At 48.1% G+C, this 16,118-nt stretch carries 17 protein-coding genes and 2 tRNA genes; all 19 read right to left on the reverse strand.

From position 1 onward, the window contains the following. Positions 1 to 365 precede the first annotated feature (365 nt). On the reverse strand, positions 366 to 1,847 hold the full coding sequence (gene lysS / locus KNP99_RS14550) for a lysine--tRNA ligase (RefSeq protein ID WP_157898521.1): 1,482 nt from the start codon (positions 1,845 to 1,847) through the stop codon (positions 366 to 368). Between the two features lie 170 nt (positions 1,848 to 2,017). Next, positions 2,018 to 3,013 (reverse strand): tRNA dihydrouridine synthase DusB, encoded by a 996-nt coding sequence (gene dusB / locus KNP99_RS14555; protein WP_088835990.1) that lies wholly within the window; start codon positions 3,011 to 3,013, stop codon positions 2,018 to 2,020. A gap of 31 nt (positions 3,014 to 3,044) precedes the next feature. Further along, positions 3,045 to 3,542, reverse strand: coding sequence for a 2-amino-4-hydroxy-6-hydroxymethyldihydropteridine diphosphokinase (folK, locus tag KNP99_RS14560; RefSeq protein WP_088835989.1), 498 nt, complete (start codon positions 3,540 to 3,542; stop codon positions 3,045 to 3,047). Continuing rightward, complete coding sequence (gene folB / locus KNP99_RS14565; RefSeq protein WP_088835988.1) at positions 3,539 to 3,910, reverse strand: dihydroneopterin aldolase; 372 nt, start codon at positions 3,908 to 3,910, stop codon at positions 3,539 to 3,541. Before folB ends, folK begins: the two co-directional genes overlap by 4 nt. Before the next feature lie 2 nt (positions 3,911 to 3,912). After that, positions 3,913 to 4,704: a dihydropteroate synthase gene (gene folP, locus KNP99_RS14570; RefSeq protein ID WP_088835987.1), complete on the reverse strand. Its 792-nt coding sequence runs from the start codon at positions 4,702 to 4,704 to the stop codon at positions 3,913 to 3,915. Then, positions 4,701 to 5,540, reverse strand: a complete 840-nt coding sequence (gene pabC, locus KNP99_RS14575; protein ID WP_088835986.1) for an aminodeoxychorismate lyase — start codon at positions 5,538 to 5,540, stop codon at positions 4,701 to 4,703. Before pabC ends, folP begins: the two co-directional genes overlap by 4 nt. After that, positions 5,524 to 6,105, reverse strand: a complete 582-nt coding sequence (locus tag KNP99_RS14580; protein WP_214771754.1) for an anthranilate synthase component II — start codon at positions 6,103 to 6,105, stop codon at positions 5,524 to 5,526. Before KNP99_RS14580 ends, pabC begins: the two co-directional genes overlap by 17 nt. Beyond that, entirely contained in the window at positions 6,102 to 7,490 is a 1,389-nt protein-coding gene (locus tag KNP99_RS14585; protein WP_088835984.1) for an anthranilate synthase component I family protein, read from the reverse strand. The genes KNP99_RS14580 and KNP99_RS14585 overlap by 4 nt, the downstream gene beginning before the upstream one ends. 91 nt (positions 7,491 to 7,581) lie before the next feature. After that, positions 7,582 to 8,526 (reverse strand): cysteine synthase A, encoded by a 945-nt coding sequence (gene cysK, locus KNP99_RS14590; protein WP_088835983.1) that lies wholly within the window; start codon positions 8,524 to 8,526, stop codon positions 7,582 to 7,584. Positions 8,527 to 8,606: 80 nt separating this feature from the next. Beyond that, positions 8,607 to 8,918 carry a SurA N-terminal domain-containing protein gene (locus tag KNP99_RS14595; RefSeq protein ID WP_029332222.1) on the reverse strand — a complete coding sequence of 104 codons (312 nt, stop codon included), beginning with the start codon at positions 8,916 to 8,918 and terminating at the stop codon, positions 8,607 to 8,609. A gap of 12 nt (positions 8,919 to 8,930) precedes the next feature. After that, the gene (gene hslO, locus KNP99_RS14600) at positions 8,931 to 9,857 is read right to left on the reverse strand and encodes an Hsp33 family molecular chaperone HslO (protein ID WP_215193341.1); all 927 of its coding nucleotides are present in this window, start codon (positions 9,855 to 9,857) and stop codon (positions 8,931 to 8,933) included. A gap of 11 nt (positions 9,858 to 9,868) precedes the next feature. Continuing rightward, the gene (locus KNP99_RS14605; RefSeq protein WP_088835982.1) at positions 9,869 to 10,630 is read right to left on the reverse strand and encodes a type III pantothenate kinase; all 762 of its coding nucleotides are present in this window, start codon (positions 10,628 to 10,630) and stop codon (positions 9,869 to 9,871) included. A 161-nt stretch (positions 10,631 to 10,791) separates the two neighbouring features. After that, entirely contained in the window at positions 10,792 to 12,828 is a 2,037-nt protein-coding gene (ftsH, locus tag KNP99_RS14610; protein ID WP_407716614.1) for an ATP-dependent zinc metalloprotease FtsH, read from the reverse strand. Between the two features lie 90 nt (positions 12,829 to 12,918). After that, positions 12,919 to 13,464, reverse strand: a complete 546-nt coding sequence (gene hpt, locus KNP99_RS14615) for a hypoxanthine phosphoribosyltransferase (RefSeq protein WP_012368964.1) — start codon at positions 13,462 to 13,464, stop codon at positions 12,919 to 12,921. 33 nt (positions 13,465 to 13,497) lie between these two features. Continuing rightward, positions 13,498 to 14,742, reverse strand: a complete 1,245-nt coding sequence (gene tilS, locus KNP99_RS14620) for a tRNA lysidine(34) synthetase TilS (RefSeq protein ID WP_214803559.1) — start codon at positions 14,740 to 14,742, stop codon at positions 13,498 to 13,500. 76 nt (positions 14,743 to 14,818) lie between these two features. Next, positions 14,819 to 14,890, reverse strand: a tRNA-Glu gene (locus KNP99_RS14625). 9 nt (positions 14,891 to 14,899) lie between these two features. After that, positions 14,900 to 14,976, reverse strand: a tRNA-Met gene (locus KNP99_RS14630). A 153-nt stretch (positions 14,977 to 15,129) separates the two neighbouring features. Then, entirely contained in the window at positions 15,130 to 15,654 is a 525-nt protein-coding gene (locus KNP99_RS14635) for a S1 domain-containing RNA-binding protein (protein WP_088835979.1), read from the reverse strand. Between the two features lie 83 nt (positions 15,655 to 15,737). Further along, positions 15,738 to 16,118 carry an FtsB family cell division protein gene (locus KNP99_RS14640; RefSeq protein ID WP_088835978.1) on the reverse strand — a complete coding sequence of 127 codons (381 nt, stop codon included), beginning with the start codon at positions 16,116 to 16,118 and terminating at the stop codon, positions 15,738 to 15,740.

Genomic DNA, 16,118 nt, shown 5'->3' on the forward strand with positions numbered 1-16,118 from the left:
CGTTGACGAAGCTTGCGCTTCATTCATTGTTTGTATCCGAAGATACGTTTTTTGCCTCATCGTTCAGTTTTCAAAGTTCGTCGTGTCGTTTTCAGCGACTTTAATATCTTACCAAGTTATCAACACAATTGTCAACAACTTTTTTTGATATTTTTTTCGGTGTGTCACAACCATTTGCGGCACAAGAAATAATATACCACGGCTTTTTCGATTGTACAAGCATTTTATTAGAAAAACATTTAAAAAGATTATTTACCCGTTTTATTGCTGATTGATTCCAATCCATCATGTCTTTTCGAGCCTTCATTTTTCATAATAAAGCTCCCTCTCTACTATATATAGAAGAAAGGGAGCAAACGTGTTTGTTAGTTTTGTTGGTGGCGCATCGTTGGGAATAAGAGAACGTCACGAATCGATGGTGCGTTTGTTAGCAACATGACAAGGCGATCGATTCCGATTCCAAGTCCACCCGTTGGCGGCATTCCGTATTCCAATGCTTCGATGAAATCATTATCCATCTCGTGTGCTTCATCATTTCCAGCTTCCTTTTCAACAAGCTGTGCTTCGAAACGTTCACGTTGGTCGATTGGATCGTTTAACTCCGTGAAGGCATTCGCATGTTCACGACGCACGATGAATAATTCGAAACGATCCGTAAAGCGTGGATCTTCTGGGTTTTTCTTCGCGAGTGGTGAAATTTCAACTGGGTGACCATAAACGAAAGTCGGTTGAACGAGTGTCTCCTCGATTTTTTGTTCGAAGAATTCATTTAAGATATGCCCCGTCGACATATGTGACTGAACTTCGATTCCGTGTTCATGGGCAAGTTCGTGGGCCCGCTCTTTCGAAATATCATCAAAGAAATTGATTCCTGTCGCTTCTTTAACGAGATCTGCCATGTGGGCACGTTTCCAACCAACCGTTAAATCGATGACGTCTTCGCCATACGTAACTTTTGTTGTCCCAAGTACTTCTTGAGCGACGTGAGCAATCAGGTTTTCTGTTAAATCCATGATATCTTCATAGTCCGCATATGCCTCATACAACTCAATCATCGTGAACTCTGGGTTATGGCGTGTTGAAATTCCTTCATTTCGGAAGACACGACCAATTTCATATACTTTTTCAAGTCCACCGACGATAAGACGTTTTAGGTGCAATTCAATCGCGATTCGCATGTAAAGCGTCATATCAAGAGCATTGTGGTGCGTGATGAACGGACGGGCAGATGCTCCACCTGCGATTGTGTGTAACATCGGTGTTTCGACTTCCAAGTAGCCGAGACTATCGAGATATTGACGGATGCCTCGAATTACTTTGCTTCGGGCGATGAATGTCTCCCGTGATTCCGTATTTGTAATGAGATCGAGGTAACGTTGACGGTACCGTTGTTCCACATCTTTTAATCCATGATATTTATCTGGAAGCGGACGAAGTGCTTTCGTCAACAATGTAAACGACGTGACATGGACTGATAACTCGCCGACGTTCGTTTTAAAGACATAACCACTGATTCCGATGATATCACCTAAATCACATGTCTTGTAAATTTCATACGCTGCTTCTCCGACATCGTCTTTCCGGACATATAACTGAATTTGACCTGTCACATCCTGAACGTTCGTAAATCCAACTTTCCCTTTACGGCGTGTCGTCATGACACGTCCCGCAATCGTTACTTCCGGTTTTAATTCAGCTAATTCCTCTTTTTCGTTCTCGCCGTAAGCTGAACGAATGCTTGCTGTATCCGTTGACCGTTCAAAACGAGCACCGAACGGGTCGAGTCCTTGCTCACGCATCGCGTTCATCTTACCGAGACGCACCTGCATTTGATCATTCATTTCCATGTCCTGACTCACTGTATTCACTCCTTCTAAAAATTGTTCACGACGGTCTTCATCATTCTGCATCAAAAAGCTGCCGGCATGACCGACAGCACCTTGAAAAAAACCGATTCGCTCATCTTTAATGCAATTAGCGTACCATAAAACGGGTAATGCCGACTATACTTTACCTGTCACGCATGTACTACGGTTGTTTCCAAGGTTTCGACATACTGACGTAACAACTCTTGAAGACCGGCATGGGTATCAATATCGAATAAGGCTTTTCGGACTTGCCCGTTCCCACTTAATCCTTTGAGATACCACGCGACGTGGGTACGCATTTCACGAACGGCTAGTTTCTCACCTTTCAGTGCAACGAGTCGTGCCGCATGCAACAAGCAAATATCAATCTTTTCACGTGGTGTCGGCTCGGCTGGTAACGTCCCGGATTCGAGATACTGGATGGTCTGATAGAGCATCCATGGATTGCCGAGCGCCGCCCGACCAATCATCACACCATCTACACCGATTTCATCAATCATCCGTTGCGCGTCTTGCGGCGTTTGCACATCACCGTTTCCGATGATCGGAATCTGCACTGCCCGTTTTGCTTCCCCGATGATGTTCCAGTCCGCAACGCCCTCATACTTTTGCGAACGGGTCCGCCCGTGAATAGCAACCGCCTTTGCTCCACCCGCTTCCGCTGCCCGGACATTATCGACACAATAAATATGATGACTGTCCCAGCCTGTCCGCATCTTGACCGTGACGGGCTTCTCGACCGCTTGCGATACAGCATGAACCATTTCATATACTTTATCGGGATCAAGCAACCATTTTGCACCGGCATCACATTTCGTGACTTTTGGAACCGGGCATCCCATGTTGATGTCAATGATATCCGCATTCGTGTTGGCATCGACATACTGTGCCGCCTTTACGAGTGTCTCCTTCGATCCGCCGTAAATCTGCAAACTGAGCGGCTTTTCGCGTTCGTCGACATACAGCATCTCTAACGTCCGTTCATTTTCATACAAAATCCCTTTATCGCTGACCATTTCCGCACAGACGAGTCCTGCCCCGAATTCTTTTGCAATCAAACGAAACGCAGGATTGCAGACGCCCGCCATCGGTGCGAGGATGACACGATTGTTCAGTTCGACGTCACCAATCTTAAAACCTGACATGTAGCGCTCTTCCTCTCTTCTTCAATACCCTCTATTCCTTCACGATTCGTCTGACGCCCGCTCGTTCCGTTTCCGGTAGTTGCGCGTAGAGTTCCTCGACCGTCCTCTTTAAATGCGGTACCTCATATTGCGGATTCAATTCCTGCAACGGCGCGAGGACAAATGCCCGCTCTTGCATCCGTGGATGCGGCACCGTTAATCCTTCTGAATGTATATCATCTGTATTATAAAGGATGATGTCAAGGTCTAACGTTCTCGGTCCATTCTTGAACAATCGCTTCCGTCCTTCTTGGCGTTCGATGCCCTGCAAGTGCTCGAGCAACACCTCCGCGGACCAACTCGTCTCAAGTTCGACGACCATGTTGTAGAATAAATCTTGATCGAGGTAACCGACAGGAACGGTCTCATAAATCGAGGACGGGCGAATCGCTTGAATCTCCGGGTACGCCGTCATCGCTTCAATTGCAGCATGTAAGTGCCCGGCCTTATCCCCGATGTTCGACCCAAGGGCGATGTAAGCACGGTTCATGCATAATCCCCCCGAACCCGATTGATTTCTACCGCGACATGCTCATAGTGCCCTGCGATCGGTGGATCAGGTTTGATGACTTTGACGGTCGCTTCCAAAATTCGTGGATCGAGCAAAAAGACGTGTCGGACGATTCGGTCCGCGAGCGCCTCGACCAACTGAACGGCCTCCCCTTCGACGACATGTTTCGTCGCTTCATAGAGTTCCGCATAATTGACACTTTCCCGTAAATCGTCCGTCTCGCCGGCGCGTGATAAATCAAGTCCGATGGATAAATCCACATTAAAGCGCTGTCCTAACTTCGTTTCTTCTGCGAACACTCCATGATAACCATAAAAACGCATCCCTGAAACGTGTATGCGATCCATCTTCATTCCCCCTTCGGTAATTCTGCTGCAAGCATCGCGTCCATCATCAGAGCGGCCCGCTTGATTTCTTTCACGTCATGGACACGCATCCACTCGCAACCTTGTTGGATGCCGTAACAGACGGTCGCAATCGTCCCTTCCACCCGTTCCGCCGCCGGGAGTCCGAGCGTCAATCCGATGAGTGACTTTCTCGACGTCCCGAGCAGGACGGGGTATCCGAAATCTGTCGCGATCGCGAGGTGACGCATCAAAAATAAATTCTCTTCATACGTTTTCATGAAACCAATCCCTGGATCGAGCCAAATCCGATTTTCCGAGACACCCGCCTGTTTCGCTAATCGGATTGATTCTTCAAGGTCGGCGCGGACTTCAGCTAAGACGTCTGTTCCGTGTGGTTCCGTCCGATTATGCATCAGGATGATTGGGACTTCGTGCCGGGCGGCGACCGTTACCATTGAACGATCCCCCCATTTCGAACCCCAGACGTCATTGATGAGATCTGCACCGGCACGGACAGCGGCTTCAGCGACTTCCGGTTTATACGTATCAATCGAAATCAAGACATCGAGCTCACGCTTCAAGCGACGAATCACTGGAACAACGCGGTCGATTTCATCTGCTGCTGAAACAAATGTCGCACCCGGTCGCGTCGATTCTCCACCAACATCGATTGCATCTGCCCCGTCCGCAACAAGTTGCCTAGCATGACGAACAGCGAGTTCGACATCAACGTATTGTCCACCATCTGAAAACGAATCCGGCGTCACATTTAAAATTCCCATGATTTTTGTCAACGTTTTTCCCTCCTCGACCACCGCGTCTCGACGGCCTCATCGAATAGCTGACGCACACGTTGATAGCCGCTTCCCGATTGACCCGGGAACGTTCGTCCGTCAAGTGATGAAACGGCGACTGCTTCTTGAACGGAATTCGTGTAGAGAATTTCGTCTGCCTCCATCAACTGTGGCAATAAAGCAAGGCGTTCTTCGACCATAAGTTGCTCCATCAAGAACTGGCGGGTGATCCCATTCAAGGCACCCGTCTCAAGCGACGGTGTATACCACTTCTCCCCATAACGCCAAAAAATGTTCGAAGTGATGCCTTCACAAATGAATCCTTCCTTCGTCAAGAAGAGCCCTTCCGCTTCCGGATTAAACAGTTGGCGTTTCGCAACTAGATTGTTCATGTAGTGATGCGACTTTAAGCGATACGCCGTTTCCGGTGTACTGCGTGGCAACCGGACCGTTTCAAGCGCCCGCTCCGTCGCTTGTCGCGCACCAATCGGTCTCGCATAAATCACGACCGTCGGCGTGTCATACCGCTCAACGGAGAGTCCGATATCACGGGGACCAGCCGAGACATTTAAGCGGATGTATAAATCAGTCGTCGCATGGGCACGGTATAAGGTCTCAATCGCAACTAACAGTTCATCCCGCGTATAGGGGATGACGATTCCAATCGCGGCACAACTCATCTGTAGCCGTTTAATATGATCATCAAATAAAAATGGATGTCCTGCATACGTACGAAATGTCTCAAAAATCCCCATTCCATATAAATAACCATGGTCAAATGGTGAAATCCGAACGTCTTCTTCTTTTACTACCTGTCCATCATGCCAAAGATACATATCGATTCAACTCCAAAAAGTTTTTTAACATCCGTTTCCCGTCTCGGGTCAAGATTGCTTCCGGATGAAACTGGACACCGACGATCGGTAACTCGCGATGTCGCAGGGCCATGATTTCTCCCCCTGCTTCCGCTGTCACTTCCAGGGCATCCGGAAAGGTCTCCCGCTCGACGACAAGCGAATGGTACCGTGTCACTGGTGTATCTTGAGCGATGCCTTCAAACATCCCGGTCGCGTCGTGAGACAATAACGAAACTTTTCCGTGCATTAAGTCTTGTGCCCGGACGACTTGTCCGCCGAAGACTTGTCCGATTGCTTGATGACCGAGGCAGACACCAAGGATAGGCAACTTGCCTGCGAAGTATTCGATCGCAGCAAGGCTGATGCCCGCCTCGTTCGGAGTACAAGGTCCTGGCGAAATCACTAGGTGATCGGGTTTGAGTTGTTCAATCTCCTCGAGTGTAATCGCATCATTCCGAAACACCTGGATCTCTTGCCCGAGCTCCCCAAAGTATTGGACTAAGTTGTACGTAAATGAGTCATAGTTATCAATCAATACAATCATGTCGTTCCCTCCGCCATTTCTTTTGCGACCCAAAGTGCCTTTGCCTTACTGAGTGATTCTTCATATTCGCTCACTGAACTAGAATCGGTGACGATTCCTGCTCCCGCCTGAATATAAGCGACGCCATCTTTGGCGACGAGCGTCCGAATCAAGATGTTGAAGATCGCATCGTCCGCCCAACTGATAAATCCGAGTGACCCTGTATAAATACCACGCCGGACCGGTTCTAACTCCTCGATGATCTCCATCGTCCGGATTTTTGGTGCACCGGTGATCGTCCCACCGGGGAACATCGCTGCGAGAACATCGCTCGCACCTTGGTGTTCCGCTACTTTCCCACGGACATTCGAGACGATATGTTGGACATGAGAATATTTTTCGATCACCATCAATTCATCGACATGAACGGACCCATACCGGCTGACCCGTCCTAAATCGTTGCGTTCTAAATCAACGAGCATGACGTGTTCCGCCCGCTCTTTTTCATTATCGAGCAGCGTCTTCGCAAGCGCTAAGTCTTCCGCTTCATCCTTCCCGCGCGGACGTGTCCCAGCAATCGGACGCGTCGCGAGATCGTCTCCAATTTTTTCGACGAGCAACTCGGGTGACGCTGAGACGAGCGTCAACTCTTCATCGACGAAGTAGCCCATGTACGGCGACGGGTTCACCTGCCGCAACACGTCATAGACATGAGCCGGCGATGTTAAGAGACGTTCATGTTGACGAACCGCAAGATTGACTTGAAAGACGTCACCCGCTTCAATATAACGTTTGACGCGGTCTGCCGCCTCGACAAAGTCGGCTTGTTCGAACGACCGACCCCGCTCTAACCGTTCATTCAAAACCGGGCGAAAGACTGGCGCAGGACTCTCCACTTTCCAAGCAAGTACTTCAGTTTCAAGTGCTGCTTCCGCTGCCTCGACCGTATCACGCGTCACGGCAACGAATAACTGACCTGCCTGTTCGTCATACACGGCGACTTCATCGTACCAATACAACGAAATATCTGCTGTTTCTAAATCGTCCTCCGCTTCGTCCGGTAATCGCTCTAAATACCGGACAGCGTCATAACTGACGTAGCCTGCCAGTCCACCGAAAAATGCAGGCATCCCGTCCGGACGAGCCGATGCATGACGCGCGCGTACTTCTTCAATTAATGAAAACGGAGAATCTGTTCGTTCCTCGACACCATCACGTGTTGTAATCGTCGTTTGTCCGGATTTCGTGCGTAACTGCCCGACCGGGTGCACACCAGCCATCGTATAGGAACCGATACGACCACTTTCGAGCCAGATATGACCGGTTTGTTCTTTTGTCCGCTCCACATAACGGTTATAAAATTGTTCCTTCGTCCATGTAAATGCTACATATCTCGTCTGTCGCACTTGCGTCCCCCACCTCTGTACGTATTCTGTCCTCATTATACGCAAAAAAAGGCACGCGGGAGTCGAATGACTTCCGTGTGCCTGAAAAAAATTATAGTTTCGAACCTTCTTCTTCCTCGACTTGATAGAGTGGCGTACTGAGGTAACGTTCTCCATTCGAAGGAATGATCGCTAACACATTTTTGCCTTTTCCAAGACGTTTGGCCGTTTTAAGAGCTGCAGCGATTGCAGCACCTGAAGAAATCCCACCGAGAACTCCGTTTGATTTCGCGGCACGGCGCGCATGATCAAATGCTTCTTCCGTCGTGATTTGTTCGACACCGTCATAGATGTGTGTATCGAGAATCGAGGGTACGAATCCAGCACCAATTCCTTGGAGCTTGTGCGGACCCGGTTTACCACCCGAAAGAACAGGTGAATCCGTTGGTTCGACAGCGATGATTTCGATTCCCGGGAAGGCGTCGCGTAATACTTTACCAGCACCCGTGATCGTCCCACCTGTTCCGATTCCGGCGATGAAGGCATCCAGTGATAGTCCTTCGAACGCTTCAACGATTTCAGGTCCTGTCGTCTGTTCGTGGACGACGGGGTTCGCTCCGTTGTTGAATTGTTGCGGCATGAAATGACCATGTTCCTCTGCTTCCGCCGTCGCTCGCGCGATTGCACCCTTCATTCCTTCCGGACCAGGTGTTAAAATCAACTCCGCGCCGTACGCACGAAGAAGAGTTCGACGTTCCATGCTCATTGTTTCTGGCATGACGAGAATGGCCCGGTATCCTTTCGCTGCTGCGACCATCGCTAGACCAATCCCGGTGTTGCCACTCGTTGGTTCGATGATCGTATCGCCCGCTTTCAGTTTCCCAGCATCCTCTGCCGCTTCAATCATCGACAGCGCAATCCGGTCTTTGACACTTGACCCGGGATTCATGTACTCCAGTTTCAAGTAGACATCTGCATCCTCTGGTCCTGTCAGATGGTTCAATTTGACGATCGGCGTGCGGCCGACTAAATCTAGTACTGAATTTGCAATACGCATGACCATTCCTCCTCATAATGAAAAACCTTTAATTCCAAGTAATCCGATAAATCAATTATCAATGGACTGGATGAAATCTGTCAATCAAAGCGCTCCACGGTAGGTTTCGTTCCATTTTTGGATTGACGTTCTACCGCTTCTTGAATCAAACGATCGAGTGTATCTTGTTCGTGTTCTTTACGCATTACTTGATAGACATCCGCTCGTGTGATGTCTTCGTCTCCGACTGTCGCGACGACGTCTTCAAGCGGTCCACCGATACTTTCTTGGACGATCTTCGGAGAATCAACTTTCGGTAGTTCTCCCATGAAGGCATATGCTCCCGTTAAAAAGTTCGTCAACAGTAAGATGAAAATCAACATCCACAAGTACTTAGAGTTTACATTTCCCATTTTCAGACCCTCTTATGCTCGTTCGAGCGATTTTTCACGAAGTGATTGTAATTCTTCGACGCCATACTGATAGTGTTCTGAACAGAAATGACAAACTGCCTCTGCTCCACCATCTTCATCAATCATCGATTGAATCTCGTCAGGTCCAAGCGCAACAATCGCTGTCGCGAGTTTTTCCCGGTCACATGTGCAACCAAACGTAACAGGAACTGTATCGAGAACTTCGTATGATTCACCAAGGACGAGTTCAAGCATTTCTTCTGGTGTTTTTTCTTCTCCGACAAGAATCGAAATTGGTTTTAATGCAGCCACTCGTGTTTCAAGCGCAGCAATCGTCTCTTCCGATGCTCCTGGCATCAATTGCACGATTAACCCACCTGCTGCGATGACCGACTCATCTTCCGGATAAACGAGCACACCTGCACCGACGACAGATGGACTTTGTTCTGAGACTGCGAAGTAATACGTAAAGTCTTCACTGATTTCACCGGTTTGGATCGGTGATTGCCCTCCGACGAAGTCACGAAGACCTAAGTCTTTGATAACGGAAATATTTCCGCGACCGACTGCATCGCCGACTTTTAATTTCGTCAGACCGTCTGCATTGACGTACGTATCCATTTCGACACGTGGATGGCTGACGTATCCACGGACCGTTCCTTTTGCATCGGCATCGACGATGATTTTTCCGATCGGACCGTCCCCTTCAACTTTCAGGGTCACACGTGTGTCGCCTTTTTGCATCGTTCCCATCATCGCGCCGATTGTCAGCGTCCGGCCAAGCGCCGCCGTGACGACCGGAGTCGTTTGGTGCCGGAGCTGTGCTTCATACACCGACTTTGTCGAACGGATTGCAAATGCACGGACTTCGCCGTTAAAACCGAGCGCCCGTACTAAATAATCATCTTTTAGTTGTGCTAATAATTCTTCACGTTTCATTATTTATTCCCTCACTTATTTCGTTCGTAGATAATACGCAACCCGTCAAGCGTCAAAAATGGATCGACGATTTCAATCGTTGCGGATTCCTCGCTGATTAATCGGGCAAGCCCACCAGTCGCGATGACTTTTGCTTCACCCATTTCTTCTTTCATCCGGTGGACAAGACCGTCCACTTGCGCGACATATCCAAAATACGTCCCTGACTGCATCGCATGAATCGTATTCCGCCCAATCGCGGATTGTGGTTTCGCAATCTCAATGCGCGGCAGTTTTGCTGCTTTGTTATAAAGTGCCTCAGTCGACACCATGACACCCGGTGAAATGATTCCACCGTAATAGCGTTTTTGTGAATCGATATAACAATAGGTCGTTGCTGTCCCAAAGTCGACGATGATCAATGGACCATCATATTTGACCGTCGCGGCGACCGCATTGACGATTCGATCCGCCCCGACTTCCCTTGGGTTATCGACTTTTAAGTCGAGTCCGGTTTTAATACCTGGTCCAATCACGAACGGGCGTCGATTGAAATAACGGACGCACATGTTCTCCAGTGGAAACACGACGGGGGGTACGACAGATGATAACACGATTCCCTCGATTTCTTCCACGTTTAACTCTGCATCCCGGAACAAGGCTTTGACGAGCATCCCGTACTCATCGGTCGTCCGCGTCCGATCGGTTGCGATCCGCCAGTGCTCGACCAATGTCTCGCCAGCATAGACACCCAGTACGATATTCGTATTTCCAACATCAATTACTAAGATCATTTGACTGATTCCCCACTTTTCTATACGATACCTGCAATATACGTTGTGATTATACCACGTCGGCTAAGCTTCACCTACCGAAGTGCGCAAGCATCACGGCATATAAAAACAGGACCAGCACCCGCATAGCGGGCACTGATCCTGTCTTGTTGTGTCAGCGATTAAATTTGATCATCACGGCGTGGTTGATCAGGCTTTTCTACGTCCACATTTTGACCTTCGTCGATGACTGAACCACGTTGTGTCGGAGATTCTGTCGGTTCATCGATGACAGGAGTCGTCGATTCCGGTTTCTTCTCGTCTTCCGTTTGTTCAGCTACCACTTCTGGCTCGTTCTTCTTGTATTCACCTGTCTCGATAAGGTGGTGAATTTGTTTTTGATCCAGCGTTTCAACTTCAAGTAACGTTGTCGCAATCAAATCAAGCTGATCACGTTTTTCCGTTAAGATCGTTTTCGCTTTTTGGTAACAGCGGTTGATGATCGCTTGGATTTCTGTATCAATCTCATGCGCAATCGCGTCCGAATAGTTTTGTTCATTTTGGAAGTCACGTCCTAAGAAGACATTTCCGCCTTGACCTGAACCGAACTGAAGCGGTCCGAGTTTTTCACTCATCCCGAACTCCATCACCATCTTCCGGGCGAGTCCTGTCGCACGTTGGAAGTCGTTGCTTGCTCCAGTCGATACTTCACCAAAGACGATATCTTCCGCGACACGACCACCAAGCAATCCGGTAATTTTATCTTCAAGTTCTGGTTTTGTCATGAAGTAACGATCTTCTTTCGGAAGCATGACGACGTAACCGCCGGCATTCCCACGAGGAACGATTGTTACTTTATGCACTTCATCCGCATCATCAAGTGTGACACCGATGATCGTATGACCTGCTTCATGCCACGCAACGATTTTTTTCTCTTTCGGCGAAATGATCCGGCTCTTCTTCGCTGGTCCAGCGATAACGCGGTCAATCGCTTCTTCTAGATCGACAATGGAAATCTTATCCCGGTCGGTACGCGCTGCAACGAGTGCTGCTTCGTTCAACAGGTTTTCAAGATCAGCACCAGAGAATCCTGGTGTCCGTTGTGCGATTGCTTTTAAATCGACTGTTGAGTCGAGTGGTTTATTTCGTGCATGTACCTTAAGAACTGCTTCACGACCGACGACATCTGGACGCTCAACCGTAATTTGACGGTCAAAACGACCTGGACGAAGCAAGGCTGGGTCCAAGATATCAGCGCGGTTCGTTGCTGCGATCATGATGATGCCTTCATTTTCACTGAATCCGTCCATCTCAACGAGAAGTTGGTTCAATGTTTGTTCACGCTCATCATGTCCGCCACCGAGACCTGCGCCACGTTGACGACCGACTGCATCGATTTCATCGATGAAGATGATACACGGTGCATTTTTCTTTGCATTTTCGAAGAGATCACGTACACGTGACGCCCCGACACCAACGAACATCTCAACGAAGTCAGAACCTGAAATCGAGAAGAATGGAACGCCAGCCTCACCTGCCGCTGCACGTGCAAGTAACGTTTTACCTGTACCTGGAGGACCGACAAGAAGGACCCCTTTAGGGATACGTGCACCGAGACGTGCAAATTTACGTGGGTCTTTCAAGAATTCAACAACTTCGACGAGTTCTTGTTTCTCTTCGTCTGCACCAGCGACATCTTCAAACGTAATTTTCTTTTTCTCCGTATCATAGAGGCGCGCTTTTGATTTACCGAAGTTCATCACGCGGCCACCGCCGCCGCCACCTTGTGCTTGATTAATTAAGAAGAAGAAGAGAATGAATATGATGATGAACGGGACGATCGTCGTCAGTAACGCGATCCAACCGCCATTCGTCTCTGCTGCTTTAAAGTCCATATTGACACCTTGACTGCGCAATTGTGTATAAAGATCCGTTAACTCCGTATCAACAGCTGGAACAACCGTTTCATACGTCGAATCCTTTTCACGTAAATCACCAGTCACATTATACGTCTGTCCTTCGTACTGGAAGGTAGCCGTCTTAATTTCACCTTTTTCAACCGACTCGACAAACTGTGTGTAATTGATTTCTTTGCTTTTGTTCACTGGACTCTGCAAGTATTGCAGAAACAAGATCAAAGCTAGAAAAATGACCCCAAACACGAGGGTATTCTTCACTGCTCGGTTCATCTTATGCCTCCTCTCCGCACCAACTGACATACCTTCATCAACTGATACGAATCCTGACGCGGCAAAGCGCGCTTTGTAATTGGTTTCATCTTATCATGTGACAGTCAAGATTAAAAATAATTAGCCACCGTAGACTGCCGGCTTCAACACACCAACATATGGCAGGTTACGATATTTCTCTTCATAGTCGAGACCGTAACCGACGACGAACTCGTGTGGAATCACAAATCCACTATAATCCGCGTGAAGATCATTTTTGCGACCTGACGGCTTATCGAGCAATGTCACGATTTTGACAGATTTTGCTTTACGGTACTTGAAGAGATCAACCAAGTATCCAAGCGTCAATCCACTGTCAATGATATCTTCGACAATCAGGATGTCACGTCCTTCTACAGATGTGTTCAAATCCTTTTCGATTTTAACTTCGCCTGTCGATGTCGTTCCACCGTGGTATGTCGAAACATCCATGAAATCCATCTCAAGGTGCATGTCCATCTTTTTGACGAGATCAGACATGAACGGCATTGCGCCTTTTAAGACACAGACGAGCAGTGGAAAACGATCACCATAATCTGCTGTCAGTTCACCCGCGAGTTCACCGACTTTATGTTGGATCTCTTCTTCCGAAATCAGTACTTTCTCCATATCATTCATTAAGGTCATGCTAGGTATTCCTCCTCCATTTTAAACACTACATTACCATTCTATCATTAAATAAGACCGTGCGAGGAGTTCAAATGACCCGAATTTTGCAATTCGATGTCCGACGACCGCTAAAACTTGACCCGTGGCGTCGACGACGACCGGAACTTCTGCCCGAAGATAACGTGGTACTTTCGCATCAATTAGAATCCGGCTCACTTTTTTCGTTCCGATTTCTAGCTGTATCCGGTCCCCTGGCAACTGACTTCGTACCGTCAGCGGGAAAGTAACTTCCGCTAACGGAATCCCTGCATCCCCGTATGAAAACGTCACATCTCGTTCACCATAACGGTATGTTCCCAAATCAGCCCCTACTTGAAACGATTCAAGTGCAGAATCTGTCGTATCTTTCTCGATACAGGTCAAGTATCCGTACGCGCGGCGAATCCTCCAGTTTCCATAATACACTTCGCTCGAGGGCATATCTACTCGGAGCCATGCTAAAAAGCGATCGAAATCCTCTGATGTCAACCGGACATCCGGTAAGAGCACTTGTAAAGCGAGTCGTCTCAAATCTGTCGGCAGCTGGTTGATCTCATCGATTACTATCCCATCCTCCGTCGTATGTCGCGCTACTAATGCTTCGACGTACGCTAAGTGCTCGTCCTGTATCGTTTGACGAAGCCGTGCGGCACGTACCGTCGCTTCTTCGAACCCCGGGCGCACTTGAGCGAGCCTTGGTAAAATATCATGCCGGATTTGATTTCTTAAGTACTTCGTTTCCGCATTTGTAGCATCCTCACGCCACTCGATTTGTTGACGCGTCGCATAAGCCGTCAGTTCCTGTTTCGTCCAGTTCACCAGCGGACGATGCAACTGACCGGGACCGAACGGGCGATGAATCGGAATCCCGTCGATCGTCGCTTCACCCCGCAACAACTGAATCAATAACGTCTCGAGTTGATCATCACGATGATGTGCTAAGACTAAGTGACTCCGGTTCGTCTCTTCCATTAAGTTTTCAAAAAACTGATACCGTTTCTCGCGACAACGGGCTTGACTCACCCGTTGTCCACCCCATTCTAAACGAGTCGTCCGGAACGGGATATTACGTTCAAAAGCCCAGTTTTCGACAAACGCGGCTTCTTCATCCGATGCTGCACGAAGACCATGGTGGACATGGGCAATTAAAAGATCAAACTTCGCCTCGTGCAACAGATGCGCGAGCACCATCGAGTCGCAGCCTCCGGATACGCCGACGATGAGCGGTTCATTCGGAACAGGAGCAATCGTTTCCATGATGTACGCATCCCCTTTTCGAATCTACTATACTAAAAAAAGCCACCTCTATATAATAGAGATAGCTTTTAAAGAATGACCCGTACGGGAATCGAACCCGTGTTACCGCCGTGAAAGGGCGGTGTCTTAACCGCTTGACCAACGGGCCAAAAAAATATGGTAGCGGCGGAGGGAGTCGAACCCACGACCTCACGGGTATGAACCGTACGCTCTAGCCAGCTGAGCTACACCGCCATATTTTTAACTCGTGCGTCTTAAGCACATTTTCTATAATACGGTGGAGTCAAATGAAAGTCAACGCTTTTTATAAAAATAATTTCAAAAAAATAAAAGATGGAATGAACAGCGTCATTCCATCTCTATTCTTATAAAGAACAGGTCAGCAAGTTATTGACGTTTAGCACCGCGTCCGCCACGTTTTGAATCCGTTTGGCGTTTGAGTGTCGCAAGACGATCTTCACTGTCTTTGAGGAAACTCGTCATCAACGTATCGAACGTTTGCTCTTTACGTGGAGCAGGTGCTCCGCGACCACCTTTGTTGAATCCTCCACGATTTCCACCACCGCCGCCACTGCGCGGTCCTTTGTTATCAAACGGACGTGGTCCGCGATCTTGACCGGCCGGGCGTGGGCCACGGTCGAATTGACGTGCAGGACGAGGACGTTCGCCTTCAGGGCGGTCAACAGCCTTCTTGATTGAAAGACCGATTTTACCATCGTTTTCTACACTCAAGACTTTAACTGTGATTTCCTGTCCAACCGTCAAGACATCATTGATATCTTTAACGTAAGAATCTGCCACTTCGCTGATGTGAACGAGACCGGTTTTCCCAGTCGGTAATTCTACGAACGCTCCGAAATTAGTGATGCCTGTAACTTTCCCTTGCACTTTGCTGCCTACTTCAATCGACATAAATTGTATTGCTCCTTTTTAGTTGATTCATTTCTTATTATACGAGTGATTACATATTTTTTCAATCAATCGGCAACCATCGGTTAATCTTCAGGTGAGAAATAGAAAATTGTTTCGCCTTTTTTCGAGTACAACAACTCACTTCTCGCTAAGTTCGCAACGTATTCTTTATCGTTCAGCCGTTCGATTTCCTCTTTCAGGCGTGCCGACTCTTTTTTCGCTTTTGTTTGCTCTTGTTGAGCGACCTGGAACGATTGATTTTGTTCAGCAATCAATTGTTTCTTTTCGATGTATGACCACCCCATGAGAGAAAGGACGATGAGAAAGATTGACATACAAATCAAGAAACGCTTTTTTAAGCGCGATCGGTTCTCAATCGCATTTTGGCTTAATTGCTTTTTACGATCATTGAGCGGTTTAATCTTTGGTGGTGTTTGACGACCTGATTCTAACGGTGCCGGCAT

The organism is Exiguobacterium sp. s95 (genome assembly GCF_018618655.1).
GTDB lineage: Bacteria > Bacillota > Bacilli > Exiguobacteriales > Exiguobacteriaceae > Exiguobacterium_A > Exiguobacterium_A oxidotolerans.